This is a genomic window from Arthrobacter sp. MA-N2, from assembly GCF_000517125.1.
In the GTDB taxonomy this organism is placed as follows: Bacteria; Actinomycetota; Actinomycetes; order Actinomycetales; family Micrococcaceae; genus Arthrobacter; species Arthrobacter methylotrophus.
In genome coordinates this window covers 1848722-1866886 of record NZ_KI912155.1, presented here as the reverse complement: position 1 = coordinate 1866886, position 18165 = coordinate 1848722, and the positions used below count along the sequence as shown (strand labels likewise).

The 18165-nt window shown below is 62.2% G+C and carries 18 protein-coding genes; 7 read left to right on the top strand and 11 right to left on the bottom strand.

Annotated features, from left to right (window positions below):
* Positions 1–25: 25 nt before the first annotated feature.
* The 4 genes from A3M3_RS0109460 to A3M3_RS24540 form a co-directional block, all read right to left on the bottom strand.
* Positions 26–1330: an FtsX-like permease family protein gene (locus A3M3_RS0109460; protein ID WP_081736756.1), complete on the bottom strand. Its 1305-nt coding sequence runs from the start codon at positions 1328–1330 to the stop codon at positions 26–28.
* A complete protein-coding gene (locus A3M3_RS0109455) occupies positions 1327–2058 on the bottom strand; it encodes an ABC transporter ATP-binding protein (protein WP_028266110.1) in 732 nt (243 codons plus the stop codon). Before A3M3_RS0109455 ends, A3M3_RS0109460 begins: the two co-directional genes overlap by 4 nt.
* 162 nt (positions 2059–2220) lie before the next feature.
* Positions 2221–2523: a DUF4193 domain-containing protein gene (locus A3M3_RS0109450; RefSeq protein ID WP_028266109.1), complete on the bottom strand. Its 303-nt coding sequence runs from the start codon at positions 2521–2523 to the stop codon at positions 2221–2223.
* A gap of 170 nt (positions 2524–2693) precedes the next feature.
* The gene (locus A3M3_RS24540; RefSeq protein WP_231497220.1) at positions 2694–3536 is read right to left on the bottom strand and encodes a COG4705 family protein; all 843 of its coding nucleotides are present in this window, start codon (positions 3534–3536) and stop codon (positions 2694–2696) included.
* Positions 3537–3661: 125 nt separating this feature from the next.
* Between A3M3_RS24540 and A3M3_RS0109440 the strand changes: the two genes are divergently transcribed.
* The gene (locus A3M3_RS0109440) at positions 3662–3976 is read left to right on the top strand and encodes a hypothetical protein (RefSeq protein ID WP_035741554.1); all 315 of its coding nucleotides are present in this window, start codon (positions 3662–3664) and stop codon (positions 3974–3976) included.
* Between the two features lie 17 nt (positions 3977–3993).
* Here the strand turns inward: A3M3_RS0109440 and A3M3_RS24535 are convergent, their stop codons facing one another.
* The 3 genes from A3M3_RS24535 to A3M3_RS24530 form a co-directional block, all read right to left on the bottom strand.
* Positions 3994–5208: a virginiamycin B lyase family protein gene (locus A3M3_RS24535; protein ID WP_051423083.1), complete on the bottom strand. Its 1215-nt coding sequence runs from the start codon at positions 5206–5208 to the stop codon at positions 3994–3996.
* Positions 5209–5299: 91 nt separating this feature from the next.
* Positions 5300–5971 (bottom strand): response regulator, encoded by a 672-nt coding sequence (locus A3M3_RS0109430; protein ID WP_028266107.1) that lies wholly within the window; start codon positions 5969–5971, stop codon positions 5300–5302.
* On the bottom strand, positions 5968–7518 hold the full coding sequence (locus tag A3M3_RS24530) for an ATP-binding protein (RefSeq protein ID WP_231497219.1): 1551 nt from the start codon (positions 7516–7518) through the stop codon (positions 5968–5970). Before A3M3_RS24530 ends, A3M3_RS0109430 begins: the two co-directional genes overlap by 4 nt.
* 369 nt (positions 7519–7887) lie before the next feature.
* On the opposite strand from A3M3_RS24530, the gene A3M3_RS0109420 reads away from it, so the two are divergent.
* The 4 genes from A3M3_RS0109420 (at position 7888) to A3M3_RS0109405 (ending at position 11960) form a co-directional block, all read left to right on the top strand.
* Positions 7888–8736: an ABC transporter ATP-binding protein gene (locus A3M3_RS0109420; protein WP_051423081.1), complete on the top strand. Its 849-nt coding sequence runs from the start codon at positions 7888–7890 to the stop codon at positions 8734–8736.
* Complete coding sequence (locus A3M3_RS24525) at positions 8733–9623, top strand: ABC transporter permease (protein ID WP_051423080.1); 891 nt, start codon at positions 8733–8735, stop codon at positions 9621–9623. The genes A3M3_RS0109420 and A3M3_RS24525 overlap by 4 nt, the downstream gene beginning before the upstream one ends.
* Positions 9624–9691: 68 nt before the next feature.
* Positions 9692–10798 (top strand): ABC transporter substrate-binding protein, encoded by a 1107-nt coding sequence (locus tag A3M3_RS0109410; protein WP_197023180.1) that lies wholly within the window; start codon positions 9692–9694, stop codon positions 10796–10798.
* A gap of 163 nt (positions 10799–10961) precedes the next feature.
* Complete coding sequence (locus A3M3_RS0109405; RefSeq protein ID WP_028266104.1) at positions 10962–11960, top strand: aldo/keto reductase; 999 nt, start codon at positions 10962–10964, stop codon at positions 11958–11960.
* Between the two features lie 476 nt (positions 11961–12436).
* Here A3M3_RS0109405 and A3M3_RS0109400 read toward each other — a convergent pair whose 3' ends face one another.
* Genes A3M3_RS0109400 through A3M3_RS24515 form a run of 3 tightly spaced genes read right to left on the bottom strand, consistent with a single transcriptional unit; the run spans position 12437 to position 14867 of the window.
* Positions 12437–12724, bottom strand: a complete 288-nt coding sequence (locus A3M3_RS0109400; protein ID WP_028266103.1) for a YciI family protein — start codon at positions 12722–12724, stop codon at positions 12437–12439.
* Positions 12724–13197: an SRPBCC family protein gene (locus tag A3M3_RS24520; protein ID WP_035741551.1), complete on the bottom strand. Its 474-nt coding sequence runs from the start codon at positions 13195–13197 to the stop codon at positions 12724–12726. Before A3M3_RS24520 ends, A3M3_RS0109400 begins: the two co-directional genes overlap by 1 nt.
* Entirely contained in the window at positions 13194–14867 is a 1674-nt protein-coding gene (locus A3M3_RS24515) for a putative bifunctional diguanylate cyclase/phosphodiesterase (RefSeq protein ID WP_051423079.1), read from the bottom strand. Before A3M3_RS24515 ends, A3M3_RS24520 begins: the two co-directional genes overlap by 4 nt.
* Before the next feature lie 218 nt (positions 14868–15085).
* Between A3M3_RS24515 and A3M3_RS0109385 the strand changes: the two genes are divergently transcribed.
* Positions 15086–15709, top strand: a complete 624-nt coding sequence (locus A3M3_RS0109385) for a PadR family transcriptional regulator (protein WP_028266102.1) — start codon at positions 15086–15088, stop codon at positions 15707–15709.
* A 134-nt stretch (positions 15710–15843) separates the two neighbouring features.
* Here A3M3_RS0109385 and A3M3_RS0109380 read toward each other — a convergent pair whose 3' ends face one another.
* The gene (locus tag A3M3_RS0109380) at positions 15844–16674 is read right to left on the bottom strand and encodes a response regulator transcription factor (protein WP_028266101.1); all 831 of its coding nucleotides are present in this window, start codon (positions 16672–16674) and stop codon (positions 15844–15846) included.
* 392 nt (positions 16675–17066) lie between these two features.
* On the opposite strand from A3M3_RS0109380, the gene A3M3_RS24510 reads away from it, so the two are divergent.
* On the top strand, positions 17067–18155 hold the full coding sequence (locus tag A3M3_RS24510) for a hypothetical protein (protein ID WP_231497218.1): 1089 nt from the start codon (positions 17067–17069) through the stop codon (positions 18153–18155).
* Positions 18156–18165: the final 10 nt, after the last annotated feature.

Genomic DNA, 18165 nt, shown 5'->3' with positions numbered 1-18165 from the left:
CCGGATTCAGATGGTGGCGATGGATTCAGATGACGGCGAGCCGGAGTTCTGTCGCGAGGGTGTTGCGGCTGGACTGGATCACGGGGCGGGAGGTGGTGATGAACATGAGTACGTATCCCAGGACGAGGACGAGCGGGATCGGCATGAGAGCGGCGAGGGGGGTACCCTGTGGCCCGCCTTGCGGCCAGATGACGGCGGGTAGTGCGATGACAAGGGAAATGATTCCCGCCGTCAGCGTGATGATGAGGGACTCCAACGCTGCGGCGGTGAGGGCGACGGCTCGGGTTGCTCCGGAAATCGCTAGGAGCGCGGTGTCCCGCCGTCGGTGTCCTGAGGTCATGATGATCGTCGCGACCCCCGCGAAGAGAACAAGCCCGATGGGTGACCCGAACACAGCAAGTCCGATGGCCATGTACTGGGGTTCGCTCCACAGTCCGATGTAGCCGGTCACGATCGCGAGTCCGATGGCAACGACCATGAGCGTGATTCCGGCGTGGCTGCGGGTGACGTTGTATTTTGCTGATTCGCGAGCGATGAACCAGCTATCCGAGCGACTGCGGATCAGTCCGACCCAGAAATACATGACACGCTCCGCCACCCACGGTGCGGCGAAGAGGAAAGCGACCAGGATCAGGAGCTGGGCGAAGTCAAACCATCCTGACCCGGTGGCCTGTTTGAGCACGATTGAGGTGAGCGTGAAAGCCAGGAAGGCCACGGCGAGATTCTTGCGTGTCTTAGACAAGGGGGCGTTGATGATCTCAGGAGTGCGGATCGCGGCAAGGATCGAGGTGCGGCTGGCCTTGCGGGCCGCGCCCAATGCGCTCAGCACGACGACGGCCATGAACAGAACGAAGGCGATCGACAGCTCGAAGACCCCCAGAGTCACATGACGGAGAGGAGCGGCCTCGGAGCGGATCGGCGCCGAGAGTGTGTTGAGGAACAAGTTCAGGGTGGGCGCAGCCAGAAGCAATGCGATAGCGAACGCGGCGATTCCGAGAAGCGTGGCCTGCAGAAGGATGACGGAGCGGATGGTGCGCGGGCCGACTCCGGCGAGCTGCCACAGTGCATACCGGGAGCGTTGCAGGTCGACGATGTAGCTCAGCAGCACGTTCAGAGCGCCGATTACCACCGGCACGTTGAAGCTCGCGAAGATGATCGCGTGATTGATCAAGCCTGCCGGATCCTCGCTCGCGGGAGTGACGCTGGCGGTCGAGAAGTCGCCCGCGCACACGCAGGCGATGAGCGCCGCGAAGAGGGCGACGACGAACGCACCGGCCCAGAGCCGCCAGGCGACGAGCAGTTCGGTGGTAACCAGTTTCAGGATCATCATGACCTCCGAGCGTGCTCGACCGCGTCGAGGACGTCGGTCACAGTCGGGCTGTGGAGTTCACCGTGGATCTGCCCGTCGCGCATGACCAGCACCCGGTCGCCGAGCGCAGCCGCTTCGAGATCGTGTGTCACCATCACTACGCTCTTCCCCTCGGAGGCATAGTCGCGCAGCAGCCGCAACACCCGGCTGCCGGCTTCTGAATCCAGCGCCCCTGTCGGCTCATCGGCGAACAGCAGGTGCGGAGAAGTCGCCAAGGCCCGCGCGATCGCGACGCGCTGTTGCTGTCCGCCCGACAGCTGCCCCGGCCGCCGGTCGGATACCTCGCCCAGGCCGACCGAATTCAATGCCGACGTCACTGCGGTCCGATCAACGGTGCCACGGGACATGCGCATTGCGAGCGCTACATTGTCGAACGCGGTGAAGGCCGGAATCAGATTGTAGGACTGGAAGACGAAGGCGATGTTGTCCCGTCGGAACTCGGCCGCCTGATCGGGGTCCAAGGCGCCGATGTCCGTACCAGCGATGGTCACCTCGCCCGTAGTGACCGCGTCCAAGCCCGACATGCACTGCATGAGCGTCGACTTGCCCGAGCCGCTCGGCCCGACAATCGTCACCATTTCGCCGAGTTGAACATTGAGCGAAATACCCTTCAGGACGTCAACCGGGGCCGCGCCGGAACCACTACCGAACGACTTGGAAATATTGCGGGTTGTCAGCACAGTATTCATGCAACTCTCTTTTCAATGAATGTGCCGTCCGCGCAAGGGCGCAACACGGCTGCCACACTCAATAGATGCCAACCCGGCCAGAGTGACGCCATTCAGCTGAAAATATTTCCCACCGTGAGAACCAGAATGCGAGGACGCTCCAGTACCCGAAATATCGGAGAGTTAGCCTTCGCAGTCGCGGCAGTACTTGAGGCCATTCTTTTCCAGCGCGATTTGCGAGCGGTGACGGACCAGGAAGCACGATGAGCAGGTAAATTCATCGGACTGCTCCGGGACAACGATGACGGTCAGTTCTTCACCGGACAGATCGGCACCCGGAAGGTCGATGCCCTCGGCTGTATCGTTCTCGTCGACGTCGATCACGGCGGTCTGGGCACCGGAGCCGCGCGACGCCTGAAGGGCCTCAAGCGATTCGGCGGGAGACTCTTCTTCGGTCTTGCGTGGGGCGTCGTAGTCGGTAGCCATTGTGTGGTTCACTTTCGTTGCTGCATAGTGCCATTTCAGGCACCTCAGTGAAGCAGTTTAGGGCATAGTACACGCCGTCAGCGAATAGTGTGTTGAACAAGACATTCAGCGACCCGGAGCCCCGTAACTCAAGGGTTTTGGCTACTCCTCGGGGCCGGTTTTCCGGACTGTCACACCTGTGTTAAATGATCCTGCCGCTCAGGATCATGGCTCCGCTTGATCGTCATGAGTGCGACCAGCACCGCTATCCCTGCCGCCAGGGCGAGGCTGACCGGGCCGGTGCCCCAGTCGAGGCCCCCACGGTCAGTGGAAACGGCGGTCCAGTCAGAGAAGGACGCCCCCAGCGGCCGGGTCAGGATGTACGCGAACCAGAAGGCCGGGATCGCCGCCAACAAGCGGCGCCAATGCGCCAATGCAGGAACGGCGATCACGGCCGCGAACATGATGCCCGACGCGAAGTAGCCCAGCCCGAGCGTGTACGCGGTCAGGTCTCCGGCGGCTGTGCCGAGTGCGAAGGTTGTCAGCACCGCGGCCCAGTAGAAGGACTCCCGACGCCGGGTGGTGATGCTGTGGATGGACAGTGTCTTTTCGCGCCGGTGCCAAAGCAGGAAGACAACAGCGAGCGCCACGGTGAAGAACAGGGTTGACACCTGGTAAGGAACGCCGAGTCCGACGTGAACGGCGTCGGCTGCCATGGTTCCGAACACGCTGACCATGGCGACGGCGGTCCAGTACACCCAGGGGATGTAGCGGCGGACCGAGAACTGCAGGAGCAAGGAAATCAGCAAGACCGCGAATCCGAGGGTCAAGGCGATCTCTGGTTCGAATTGGTGCACCAGGAAATCGGACGTGGTTTCGCCCATCCCCGTAGTGAGGATCTTCACCACCCAGAACAAGACGGTGACTTCGGGTACTTTCGAAGCAGCGGCTCGGGATACGGCGCTTTGCAGGTGACCGCCAACAGCTACGGTGTCCTTGACCCGCGGGCTAGCGGTGAGTTCTTCGGGCATCATGGCCCCTATTGTCCATGGCCTTTCCGAACGTTTCCCGAAGATGACGCGTGGCGCCGGGAACCGGCATAGTGGAACTCCGTCAGCTTCGCACGGTTCGCGGTATGGATTCGCGGGATAATGGGACTATGGCCGATCAGGATCAGGATCCGTGGGATGAGTTCGACAGGCTTAAGCCCGTGGGACCCGATCGCGTCCCCGGCCAACCCGGAGGCGAACCATATGGATTCGGCTTCCGGACGGGAGTACGCAGCGCAAGGGTGGCTTTCGGGTTTGCCGTCTACGCGCTGGTCCTGGGATCCGTGCTCGTCCTGGTTGGTGCAATCGACTTTATCGGCAAGGGCGAGTTGCTGTGGCTCGGATTAATGGTGTTGATCGAGGCCGCCTTCGTCTATGGCTTCATCCAGCTCGCGCATCAGGCGCGCAACCGTCGCTCCACCTAAGCCGCCATTTCCAAGCTTTAGCCTGTAGACCCCGTGTCACCACTGCCGGAAACGCGGGATCGCTTGCGGCGTCCCGCCGCCACCATGACGACGACGGCGATTGCCACTGCCGCGGCGCCGCCAGCGATAGCGGTCACGGAATTCCACAGGCCCACCATCCCGTTGCCGGACGGCCCTACGGCGGCCTGGTCCGTTTGCTGGGGCACGGCGATCGCCAACGCCTGTGTCGAGGCTGCGGAAGTCGCTGCGCCCGTGGCCGTAGGGGCGAAGCGGGATACCGAGCCGTTGCCCGTGCCGTTGCCCGGGCTCGTCACAATGATCGTCCCGTCCAGAGCCACCGCAAGATGGCCGGAGTTCCTCTCGGTGGGAATGGACGATGCGACGGCGGTTGCGCCAGGCGGGATGAGGGACATCACTCCGCCTTGGACGGTGGCCACGTAGAGGGTACCGTCCTGCCCGACAACCGCCTCTTGGGGTCCTCCCGCGACCGGAATGCGGTACGTGACAGTGTCAGCGCCCGGCTTGATGACAGCGAGCTGATCGGAACTGATGTTGGTGACGTAGATTGTCCCGTCGGGGCCCGCGGCGATCCCGTGGGGGTTCTCGGTGTGCCCGGGTGTCGAACTGAGCTGAATGGTCCGTGACACTGCGTGCGCCCCGGCAGGAATGACAGAGACCGTCCCCTCAACTTGATTTGACACAAACGCGGTCCCGTCCTTCGTGACCGCGACCTCCACGGGTCCGGCCCCGACCGTTACTGTCCTGTCCACGGTCGATCCGTTCGGCGCGATGACCGACACGCTGTGTTCCAAGGAGTTCGGCACATAGATCGTGCCATCGGGGCCGGAAGCGATCAGATGGTTCCCGGGGGAAATCGGAATTCGCCGTGTTACACCGCTTGCGCCGGCGGGAACGACGCCGACGTCGTACTGATTCGTGGCGTTGTCCCGCTCAGCGACATAAAGGGTGCCGTCCGCGGCGATTGCCAGGCCTGATGTGGAACCTCCCGTGCTGATGGTCCGGGAGGGCCGGACCGCTCCGGGCGGTATCACCTGGACGCCGCCAACCGGGCCGTAATTGCCCACATACGCCGTGCCGTCAGAACCCACCACTACGCCAACAGGCACCCCGCCGACGTCGAGAACCTCCGCAGGGGCCGCTACCGCGGGCACCGCCCCGAGAGTGAGGAACGCTCCTGCCGCGGCCGCGATGGCCAGACTCCAATTCTTCACTTTCTACCCCCACAGATGTCCCCGCCACGGCGCTGGGCGCCGACTCGGCGGAGCCGTGCTCCGCGCCAGCAGCATATCCCGCCGCGGGGCCTCACCCTTTGCGGGCCACGTACGTGTTCACCGGCCGCCCGGTCGCGCCGTAGGCCAAATGCAGGTCAACGAGTCCTTTGCGTTCGAGTTCGCTGAGGTAGCGCTGGGCCGTGGGGCGGCTGATGCCGACGCTGCCCGCGATCTCCGAGGCGCCCAGGGGCTCCGTGGAGTGAACCACCATGTCGAGGACTTTTTGCATGGTGGGTGGCAGGCGCCGGGGTCCTTGGGCCGGGGCAGCCGTCCGGCGCAGGCTGAAGAGCTGGTCCACCGTCGCCTGGTCGGCCACAGTCCGGGATTCCGCCTCCCGCCGCCAGCGCCGATAAGCCTCCAGCTGGGTTTGGAGTTGCTCGAAGCCAAACGGTTTGACGAGATAGTACACCGCTCCCCCGCGCATGGCAGCCCGGACGGTCTCAAGGTCGCGGGCAGCGGTGATCATGACGGCGTCGAGCTTTTCTCCTGCCGCTTGGAGGGACCGCAACAAGCTGATTCCGTCTTCGTCGGGGAGGTACACATCGAGGAGAAGCAGGTCAGGCTTGAGCCGCTGCACGGCTTCCCGGGCTTCGGCCGCAGTGTGTGCTTCGCCCACGCATTCGTATCCCTCGATTTTGGCCACGCGGCTGGCGTGGATGCGCGCTACGCGGAAGTCGTCGTCGACCACCAAGGTGCGGATCATTCGATTGATTTTCCTGTCATGACCGGGGTTTCGGATTCCGAGCGGGGTTCCGGCAACCAGATTTCAAAGCGTCCCCCGGGGCCCGGGAAAACATCCATGGTGCCTCCTGCCCGGTGAACGATCCTGCTCACCAGCGCAAGGCCTATCCCGCGCCGCATTCCTGGCCGCGGTTCCTTGGTGGTGAATCCATCGGCGGTGATCGTGCCCACCAATTCTGCGGGAACACCGGGCCCATTGTCCGTCACGCAGATGAAAATGCCGGAGGAATCGTCCAGCTGGATGGTCACCTCGCGTGGCGTGGGTTGTTCAGCAAGGATTTCGACGGCGTTGTCCAGCAGGTTTCCGACGATCGTCAGCAGAGCTTGAGTCTCCAGGAATGGTTGGCGCAGCTGCGAGTCGTCAGTCACCGATATTTCGACATCCTGCTCGGCAGCCACGGTGATTTTGGCGAGTAATAGCGCCGCGAGCTCCGGCGGCTCGATCCGCGAGCGCAAGCCCTCGCCAAGCGATCGAGAGGTGTCCGAAATCCGTGACACGAAGTTTCTTGCCTGGTCCACGTCGCCGAGTTCCAGGAGTCCGTCCACCACGTGGAGCCGGTTGGCGTATTCATGTTCCTGGGCGCGCAAGGCCTCCATCAGGCCTTCGACCGAGCGAAGGTCACGCACCAGGCCCTCAACCTCGGTACGGTCACGCAACGTCACCACCGAGCCTATGCTCCTTCCAGCCAAGGCAACGGACATCCGGTTCACTACGAGCAAGGCATCCTCAGTGATGACCACCTGGTCCGTTCCGCTGATCTGGCCGGTCAGCAAAGAACGGAGCCTTCCGGGCGGCAGAAGGTCCTCGATCTTCTCTCCCAGCACGTTTTCCTCGAGGTGCAGCAGGGAGCGCGCCTCAGAGTTGATAACGGTGACCCGGCCGTCGTCGTCGAACCCGATCATCGCTTCGCGGATGCCGTGCAGCAGGGCTTCGCGCTCTTGCAAGAGGGACGCAATCTCCACCGGCTCGAGATCGAAGGTGACCCGCTTGATCCTGCGCGCCAACAATGCCGAACCCATTGCGCTGATGACGAGCACCACGGCTGAATAACCGGCAATGAGCAACGCCTGTTTGGCGAGCTCGCTGCTCTCCGTGGTCACCAGGATCCCCACTGAAACCTGCCCGACGACGGTCCCGTCCGCCGCGCGTACCGGCGCCTTGGCGTTGACGGAGGGTCCCAGGCTGCCTTGGTCTATGCCGACATGGGTCTGCCCGTCGAGGACGGCGACGGGTTCTTCCAGGGTTTGTCCGATGAGGGCCGGATTCGGATGGGAGTATCTGACACCTTTCCGGTCGGTGACCACGACGTAGTCCGGTTGTGCTTGGGACTGGACTTTGCTCGCGATGGCCTGGATCGAGTGTGTGGGATCGCCGTTGCCCAGCGATGTCACGATTTCGGGCATCTGCGCCACGGTCGTGGCAATCCCCAGCGCCCGGAGCCTGTACTGATCTTCGAGCGTCTGGTTGCTGATCTGGGTGTAGAGAAGCGCGCCCAAAGTGACTGTCACGAAAAGGATGCAGAGCAACCACACGAGAATCTGGGAGGCAAGGGGCCGAGCCTTCCAGCGCGCGCGCAACCCTATGTGCACTGCCAACCCCTTTCTCATCTCCCACCAGCAGCTTATGTGACAAAGTTCACTGCCACTACGCAGCAAGACGCCCGCCCCGGATCTCGCCGTAGTGCATAAATGCACAAAACCTGCACTTTTGCTGTTAAGCCCCACAACTTACTGAAGACTTCTGGCCCGAACTATTCCTTCCTAGGCTCGACGTAGTTTCCGTGATCCGGATCACGCAAGAAAGCGACTACAAGAAGCAGCGTAAGAGGGCCGGCGTTCCGGCCCACATGATCCTAAAGACAGAGAGGTCTTAGCGTTATGAATGCTAACCACCCCCATCGGCCGCCCGGGGCCCCCGAAGACGCCGCGGGCATCGACATTGTCGGGTTGACCAAGCGCTATCTCACTCCCAAGCATGAGACATTCACTGCCATCCGCGATGTGACGCTCCGGGTCGAACCCGGCCAGTTCTGTGCGATCGTCGGGCCGACAGGCTGCGGCAAGTCCACCACGCTGGCTCAGGTTTCCGGACTGGAGCGGCCCAGCGCCGGCTCCGTGCGAGTCCACGATCAGATCGTTGACGGCATCACCAATGGTGTCAGCTACATGTTCCAAGCGGATGCGCTCTTCCCCTGGAAGACCGTCCTCGGAAACGTCCTGATCGGCCCGGTCTTGCTCGGCACGCCCAAGCGGGAAGCAACCTTGCTCGCGAGGGACTGGCTGCGCCGCGTGGGTCTGGCGGGTTTCGAGGACCGGTATCCGCACCAGTTGTCCGGCGGCATGCGCAAGCGTGTGGCCATGGCCGCGGCCCTGATCAACAACCCGCGGATCCTGCTGATGGATGAGCCGTTCGGCGCTCTCGACGTGCAGACCAAGGCCATCATGCAGAACGAGCTGCTGCAGCTCTGGGAGGAACTGCGCCCCTCCGTCCTGTTCATTACGCACGATCTCGACGAGGCAGTGGCGCTCGCGGACAAGGTAGTCATTATGACCAGCAGCCCCGGCACGATCAAGGACGTCTTCGACATCGACCTTCCCAGGCCGCGTGGAGATGTCCAGAAGATCCGCCACGAGGAGCGATTCCTGGAGCTTCAGGGCCAGATCTGGGAGTCCCTGAAGGACGAAGTCACCCGGGCCTACAAGCAATCGGCAGGTGCAGCAGCATGACTGCCACAATCCATAAAGGTGCTCCCGTGCAGAAGCAAGAGAAAGAGCAAGCGCAAGCGAGTGAGCTCAAGGCTTCGGCCCGGCGTGCCATGACGCGCCGGACCACTTGGGTTTGGGCCGGCCGTGCCATCCTCGCGATCATCGTGATCGGTGGCTGGCAGTGGTTCACCACGGAGGGCTGGGTGGACAAGTTCTTCTTCGGCCAGCCTTCCGAGATTTGGAACAGCCTGGTCGATCTCTTCACCAAGGGAACGGCATTCGGGACCATTTGGGAGAACCTCTGGGTGACCATGCAGGAGGCCATCTACGGCTTCTTGCTTGGAACGCTCGTTGGCGTCGTACTCGGGATCCTCCTGGGCTCGAACAAGTACCTGTCGGAAGTCGTCGGCCCGTACATCCGGATCGTGAACTCCATCCCCAGAATCGTGCTCGGCTCGATCTTCATCGTGGCGTTCGGCCTCGGAGTATTCCCGAAGGTGCTGCTCGCGGCGGTCCTGGTCTTCTTCGTCGTCTTCTTCAACGCCTTCCAGGGTGTCCGCGAAGTGGACCAGAACCTGGTCGGAAACGTGCGCGTCCTGGGTGCATCGCCGCTTCAGGTAGCGATCCACGTGACGATTCCCTCGGCAATGACGTGGATCATCGCGAGTTTGCACACGGCGTTCGGCTTCGCGATCATCGGCGCACTTGTTGCTGAAGTGCTCGGCGCCCAGCAGGGAATCGGCCTGATCATCAGCCAGGCACAGGGAACCTTCGATCCGAACACGGTCTTCGCCTGCATGGTGATCATCGCCGTGATAACGCTCGGCGCGGAATACCTCATCGCCCTGCTAGAGCACACGCTGCTCAAGTGGCGGCCACCAAACCGTTCCGAAGCCCAGGCGATCTGACGCTCGCCGTCTAACCATTTCCACTTATCCAACGCTCTAATCCTCAAAATAGAAGGAAAAGCACAACCATGATGAAGAACAAGATCTACGCCGTCGGCGCTGCCGGAGTGATCGCACTGAGCCTCGCTGCTTGCGGCACCAGCTCCGCAAGCAGCAACAGCACGGCAAGCGGCAGCGCTGCCGCGGACACGGCCTCGATGCCCACCGTGAAGATGATGGTGGGCGGCATCGACAAGCAGATCTACCTGCCATACCAGCTAGCAGAGCAGCTCGGCTACTACCAGAAGTACGGCGTCAAGGTGGAGCTTTCCACCGAGCAGCAGGGTGGCGTCGGCGCCGAAGACGCGATGGCGTCCGGGCAGGTGGACATGGCCGGTGCGTGGTACGTCCACACCGTTGATTTCCAGTCCAAGGGCAAGAACGTCATCAACCTCGTGCAGCTCTCAAGTGCACCGGGAGAACGCATCATGTGCAGCCCCAAGGCAAACGTGAAAACAGGCGCAGACCTCAAGGGCAAAACCGTCGGCGTCACCGACCTCGGCTCGGGAACGGATGAGCTCACCCAGTTCATCGCTTCGAAGGCCGGGCTCGCCAAGACTGACTACCACACCATCGCCGTCGGTGCCGGATCAACCGCAATCGCGGCCATCCAGCGCGGGTCCGCCGACTGCGTGATGACCACCCAGCCGACCGTGGGCGCACTTGAGAACAAGAACCTCGCCGTTCCTGCGATCGACCTCGCCACCACTGAGGGGGCCACTGCAGCGCTGGGCGGCACCCTGCCGTCGGCCGGCCTGCTCGCCCAGTCGGACTGGGTCAAGACCCACGAGGACGCAGCCCAGAAGGTCGTCAACGCCCTTGTGGACACGATGCACTGGATCAGTACCCACTCCGCGCAGGACATCGCCGATAAGCTGCCCCAGTCCTTCGTCCAGAACAGCACCATCTCGAAGGACCAGTACGTAGCCGGACTGAACCAGGACAAGGGTCAGTTCCTTCCGGACGGCATCATGCCTGCCGGCGGCCCCAAGACGATCTTCGACGAGGAAAAGACCATCGGCGTTGACACCTCCAAGGTCAACATCCCCGATACGTTCACGCAGAAGTACGCCCAGGCCGCGCTCAAGCTTGAGGGCTACACCGCGACCACGACGCCTGCCGGCGACAACGGGTGATCCAATCCCTACGCAGAAGGAGCGCACGACGACGGCGGCTGACCGCCGTCGTCGTGCGTTCCCTTCCGAGAGAGGTACTGACAGGGACTCCCTGACCGTACTGACGTATCCCTAGTGTTGACGGCAAGGCTGGCCTTTGTTTCACAACACAGGAGGACGAACGATGGAAAAGCGCACACTGGGCACCAACGGTTTGGAAGTCTCCGCCGTCGGGCTGGGCTGCATGAGCATGACCGGTGGATACAGCGACAAGCCTGACCGGAACGAAATGATCTCGCTGATCCGTGCCGCTGTGGACCGGGGCGTGACGTTCTTCGACACTGCCGAAATCTATGGTCCCTACGCCAACGAAGAGCTGGTGGGCGAAGCCCTCGCTCCGTACAAGGGCCAGGTGGTGATCGCCACCAAGTTCGGGTGGGACATCGATCCCGTAGAACGCAAGCCAAGCGGACGCGTGAGCAGCCGTCCGGAGGTCATCAAGGACGTTGTGGATGGCTCGTTGCGCCGGCTCGGCGTCGACGCCATCGACCTCTACTACCAGCACCGCGTGGACCCCGACGTTCCCATCGAAGAGGTCGCGGGTGCGGTCAAGGAACTGATCGGGGCCGGAAAGGTGAAGCACTTCGGCATGTCGGAAGCTTCAGCGGGAACCATTCGCCGGGCGCATGCCGTCCAGCCCGTGAGCGCTGTCCAAAGCGAGTACTCGCTTTGGTGGCGCCGTCCCGAGGAGGAAGTGCTGGCCGCGTGCGAGGAGCTGGGCATCGGATTCGTCCCCTACAGCCCGCTCGGCAAAGGCTTCCTGACTGGCACCATCACGGCATCTACCAGTTTCGATCCAGGCAACGACATCCGCAGCACCATCCCCCGGTTCGCGCCGGAAGCGCTCCAGCACAATGCCGCCGTGGTTGAACTGCTGGCAAGCATTGCGCAACGCAAGGGCGCCTCTCCCGGTCAGATTGCCTTGGCCTGGCTCCTCGCCCGGAAGCCGTGGATCGTCCCGATCCCCGGCACGCGCAAGCTGCACCGTTTGGAGGAAAACATTGGTGCAGCCGCCGTCGAATTGTCTCCCGCGGAGCTTAACGAAATCGAGGACACTGCGTCCAAGATCCAGGTTCAGGGTGGCCGCTACAACGACGCCGCGGAACGGATGACCAACCTGTAATCGTCCACATCTTCAGCGTCGATCTCCGGTGGAGCCTCCCCCGCGCATGGTAGGACGGCCAGTCCTAGGACGGGCAGGGAGCGGCATGGCTGCTGACATGGCCACATCGGGCGCTTAGCGTCGTTAATAGAACCTTGCACGACGGCGGGTCCGCCCCTGAGCGTTCGGGTTTCTTCAGGCGCAAACCGGGTTCCCGGTTCAGCGCACGACGTCACGGATGAGAAGAAGATGACCATGGATTTTTCGTTGATGATGGCTTGCGCAGTCATCAACATCGTGAATAACGACAGCCGCAGTGCATTGCCCGATGCGCCGGTTGTACCCGAACGCCGGGTAGCTTGCGGACGGCTGCCTCGCCTGCGGGGTTGGCTGGCGACCGCCCTTCATCGAGCCGCGTGGCTCATTGAACCCATGCCGCAGCCGGCTACGGAGACTTGCGGGTGAGGCCAGCCGAAGCTTGAGCACTCACCGAGTGCTCAAGCTTCGTCCTGCGTACCGAACGTTACCGCGTTCCATTCCCGGATCTCGCTCGGAACCGCCAAGCCTTCCACTACGAAGGGATCCCCCGCGATGAACTGCTCCGCCCTTTCCCTGCTGCTAAAGATGCCCATCGACCCGTTCACGGCCGGATCGTCGAAGGTGCCGATACCGATCAGCCCGCCCTCCGCAGCGAAGGCCTGAAAGTATGCGGCGTGGCGAGGGTACGCAGCCTGAAGACCGGGGAAAGCCGACGGTTCCGAGCTGTAGAACACGACGAATTGCATCACTCGCCGCCAGCGCCCGGCTCGCCGGAATCGAGCCCGGCGAGGGTTTGGGCGAGCCGCGGGAGAACATGGTGCCGCCATCCCCCGCTCATGATGCGGTGCGATGCCACATGCGTCGGATCGTCGGGGTTGAACCCCTCGTGGACAAGGAACAACCGGGTCCCGGCGTCCTCCGGGGTGATTGTCCATGTCACCGTGCTGGTGAGGCTGTTGCCGGAATTCGCGTCCCGCCAGGAAATACGCAACCGCCTCCCGGCGTCAAGGTCAAGGACTTCGCTAGCCACGAGGCCGCTGAAACCGACTGCAGGGACGGGAATTCCGCGCATCTGGAACTGATGCCCGACCATCGCTTGGAAGTCGTTCTCCATCAGCCAACTGGCCAGCAGCCCGGGTTCGGTCAGGGCCCGCCAAACCTTCCCGGGCGGATGCGGCAGAAACTCTTCGACCTCGATGGTTTCCAGTTGTTCACTCATTGCTTGTCCTCAATGTTGTTCAATGTGATCATCCTAATTTCCGAGGGGGACATCGGCGGGGAGATCAAATACCCCTGGGCTGTATTGCAGCCCAGGTCCCGTAAGATATCCAATTGCTCCTGGCGCTCCACTCCTTCGGCGGTGACCCGGACTCCCATGGCGTTGAGGGTTTGAATCAACCCCCGGACCATCGTCTCAGTGTGCGGCTCGCTGTCGATATCTCGGATGAAGGCCTTGTCGATTTTTAGCGTCGTCAGCGGGAGGGCCCGGAGCATGGCCCAGGACGAATAGGCACTCCCGTAGTCGTCCAACGCCACACCGACGCCCATGCTGATCAGTTCCCGCAACTGCGATGCTGCAGACGGCACGTCCGCTATCGCCCTTCCTTCAGTGATCTCAATTTCAAGCATCCGGGCGGGAATTCCATGCCGGTTGACGGCGGCCCGGATGTCGGCGGGAAGAGTTCCGGCCGCGAACTGGACCGGAGAGACATTTATGGCGATTTTCCGGGGTGTCCCGGCGTCTATCCAGGACCGCGACTGGGCACAGGCTTGGTCGAGGACCCATGCACCGATCCTGAGGATCTCCCCTGTGTGTTCGGCGAGGGGGATGAACTCGTCAGGTGCCACCGGACCGATTTCCCGATCATGCCAGCGCAAAAGCGCTTCGACGCCGGCGTCGCCGCCCGTCACGAGGTCCAAAACAGCTTGGTAGTGGAGCGTCAGTGCCGAGTCGTCGATGGCGGAGGGCAGCCGACGCCGGATGTGCGCCTGCCGTGCGAACGGTGCGGGTTCCTGGCAAGGTCCGATGCGTCCGATGCGTCGCTTGCCTTCCTGCTTTGCCCGGAGCATCGCCCCGTCGGCATGCCTGAGCAGGACTTCAGCTCCGGCGAGCATGTCCTCTTCGATGATGTCGATTCCCAGGGCCACGCCGATTGTCGCGCTGATGTTCAGCTCGCAGCCGTCATGGCGGAAGGGCTTCACCAGGCTGTCCAGGATGCCGTCCGCAACGGCGAAGGCGGAGGCTTCATCGACATCGGTGAGAAGGACTGCGAACTCGTCGCCACCCAAGCGCATCAAGGTGCCCTTGGGTCCGACGCTGCGCGCCAGGCGGCGGGCGAACTCTATGAGGACAGCGTCCCCGGCGCGATGGCCGTAGGTGTCGTTGACCCCTTTGAAATCGTCAAGGTCGATAAAGAGGATCCCGACGCCGGGAAGCCCCGCCGCCGCAGTGACGTCAGGGTAAAGCTCTTCAAGCATTCGCCGATTGGGCAATCCCGTCAGCGGGTCATGAAGGGAAGCGTGGCGGAATAGCGCGGAAACGGCAGCGAAGATATCGGACACCGTGACAACGCGGGGACCGTCAGCGCCCAAGACCAACAGATCCTGATAACGCTGGTACTCGGGTCTTTCCAGGACCGCTTGGGCAGCGGACTGAAGGTCCATATCGGCGGCCATGGACGAGCCTGTCGGGGGGAGCAGCTCCGAAGCTATCCGTCTGCTGTTCAGCGCCCTCCCGTAGCCGAGCCGGCCAGTCAGCATGAATTCCAGCTGCTCCCTCGTCAGAAGCGCGAAAGTGCCGTACTGCTCGATCGCGATGGCCCTGAGGTTGCGGTCATTCCGGAACATCGCATCAATGTCCGCAACCAAGACGGTACCGGACACGACCATGGCCGCCACCCCAAGGTCACCTAAACGGGACGGACGGGGACGCAGAAGGAAAGGCACCGGACTGCCGCCATCAGAACACACGATGTCCTTCTTACCACCCCGACATGAACCGTCCCCTTAGACTCTTGTTTAACGACACTCAGCGATATATCGTTAACTATCGCAGAAGAATCTGCGAGCCTTAGGGCGACACCCAAAATCGAAAGGACGATGCCGTTATGAAAGGCATTCATGACAACAAATTCACGGATAGCGAATCAGGGATGGGACGCTTCGGGCGTGGCAGGTCCCGTCGGGGACCGCACGGGCACGGTGGATTCGGGCCGGGGCGCGGGTTTGGGCCAGGCCGTGGTTTCGGACCTGGCTTCGGCCCGGGGTTTGGACCAGGTTTTGGTCCCGGGGGCCCTCGTCGCGCCAATAGGGGCGATGTTCGCTTCGCCATCCTCTCCCTGCTGGCCGAAACCCCGTCCAACGGATACGGGCTGATCAAGACGATCGCCGAGAAGACGTCCGGATCCTGGCGCCCGAGCCCGGGCTCGGTCTATCCGACCCTGCAGCAGCTCGTTGACGAAGAGCTCATCGCACCCGTCGGCGAAGGCCGACGCACCGAGTTCACACTCACCGGTGCCGGAAAGGCCTACGTTGCCGAGCACGCCGAAGAGCTGGAAAATGCGTGGAACATCGATTCGGAGGGATCAGGACCCGCGTTCCACCAGAGCGTGGCAAAGCTCATGGGAGTTATCCACCAATTCCGCTTCGCCGCCACCGAGGAACAGCGCACCGCCGCGACCGAAAAAATCGACGAGGCCCGGCGCGCCCTGTACCACATCCTCGCCGACTAGTAGTTTGTCACCACCGAAGTGGAAGCTCGGTAACAGCAGCCAACCGAGGGCCGAGCCGACGTCGATGCAGAGCCACATCATAGGATGGTTGAGGAAAATACCTGGCCAGCGCCCCTCATTGCGTTTCGGAATAGTTACGGGGTCAGCCGGTATCCCACACCCCGGACGGTCTCCACCCAGCGCGGAGAGCGTGAGCTGTCTCCGAGGCGCTTGCGCAGGTTGCCTAGATGGACCTCGACGGCGCGTTCCTCGCTGGTGCTGACATAGGAGCCCGTGTTGAAGGGTTCGTTCCGCAGCCGGCGGACCAGGTCCGCTTTGGTCTGGACCACCCGTCCGTTCTCCATCAGGACCAGGAGAAGGTCGAACTGTGTCCGGGTCAGGTCAACGGGCACGCCGTTGATTGCGGCTGCACGGAAGCCTTCATGCAGGGTCAATCCCTTGTGCTCGAAACCACCGGAAACCCCTTCGGTCAGCGGACTGAGCTGCGACTCGGCCGATGAAACGGAAGGAGAGGTTGGCGGTGCCGCGGTCAGAGGCTCGGGATGCAGCCGGTACCCGGTGCCTGCAGAGATGAGCGACGGCTTTGGGCTAAGTGACCGGGGGCGTCGGAGCATGGCGGTGATCCTGGCGCGCAGCTCGCGAGGACGGAACGGTTTCGTCAGGTAGTCGTCGGCGCCGGCTTCGAATCCCATCAGGGCATCGGCCTCCTCGACTCTTCCCGTGACGATGATGAGGTAAGCGTCGCTGAAGGTGCGGATCCGCCTGCAGGCCTCAATCCCGTCATAATCGGGCAGGCCGACATCGATGATGATGATGACGGGGTTGTGCTCCCTGACGGCCTCGACACCTTCGATCCCGGAGGATGACGTATGCACGGTAAAACCTGATTGCCGGAGTACCTCCTCCAGGATTCCCCTCACGTCTTCGTCGTCCTCCACAACGACGGCAATGCCCCGCTCGACCATCTATCCGTGCCCCCGAAGCTCGTACTTGCAGCCACAACCGAGCGGCTTTCGACATGGTCGGTGTCCGCTCGAACCGGTCCGCCTTCAACTCACAATCTAAGCTATTTAACCTTCTATTCACGAATACAAAAGCTACTGGTTTATATATTTCAATTTACTCGCATTGTCCGCATCGGCGACCGAACCCCTGCGTACATGATTCCATTTCGAAAATTGTTGTTATTTTGAGGTAAACCTGAGGTTGCGGAAATAGTGCGTCTTTCTTGAGATTGTGTATTCCTCAAAAATTCACAATGGGTCTATTGCGCTCTGTTCCTGATGTGGCTGATGATCTTCGTGTGCTCAATGGGGCGCAAGTTGGTTGACTGGGAGCAACAGGCAAGGACTGCTATATGCCTTCTTTTCGAATTTCTATTTTTCATCCCGCCCATTTGGTGAGACCGCTGGCCATTCTGGCTGCGGCTGCCCTGATATTGATGGCCTTCGTCTCACCCGTACAGGCCGCTAGCTCGACACCCTTGGATCCCGGTCCTGGCCCGGCAGGGGACTTCGCTTGGAAGGGCTTCAATTGGCAGAAGAGGTTCTGGGGCGGCGCTCCCCAGTACAACAAGGCATTTGACGCCGCTAATGTGGTCGGCCCCGACGCGAGCGGCCGCGTCACCATGAAGCTGACCAACCCCACCGGGCAAGCTCCGGTGGCCGCTGAATTCCAATCCACCAGGCAAGGGTTCGGCTACGGAACCTACAGCACCACGGTTGAAAAGAACCTTAGCCTTTTGCAAAAGGAAGTAGTCTGGGGGTGCCTGTTTACCTACGATCCCGCGGCCGTGCCCGGCTTCAACGAAATCGACCTCTGCGAAGCATCGGCATGGGGCGGCGGAGCAGCCTACGGCCAGTCGTGGCCGGTAACCCAGGGCCACGGGTACTGGTTTGACGCCAGCAAGCCCCCCGGGCTGGGGAACAACACCACCGTCTTCAACGTGACGACCGACCTTATCACCACGCAGAGAATGATCTGGGAGCCCGGCAAGCTGACTTTTGAAACCTACGCCGGAGAAGGCTACACAGGAACCCTTCTCAAGCGCACCGTGCTCCAGGGTCCCACGGTTCCTGTCCCGGCCAAAGAGCAAATTCACTTTAACCTCTGGGTGACCGACGGCGGAGGCGGAGATCCCGCCCACGTGAAGCCCGAGTCCGTGGTGCTCCGGGACTTCTCCTTCACGCCCGCGGCGACCCAAACCCCGCTGGCCCCGGTCTCCGCCATCCAACTGACCACCGCCGCCAAGGCGAAGAGCTCCAATGACACCACATTGACGTGGACCGGAGCGACCGGAACTGCCGTCGTACTGTGGATTGACGGAGTACGAAAGACACTGGCCAACACCGGCAGCTTCGTGAACAAGGTCAAGGGCAGAGGCACCACGAGCTACAAAATCTGCGACTCCGGGGGATGCTCCAACATCGTCAGCGTCGCGAGCTAGCAGATTCCCT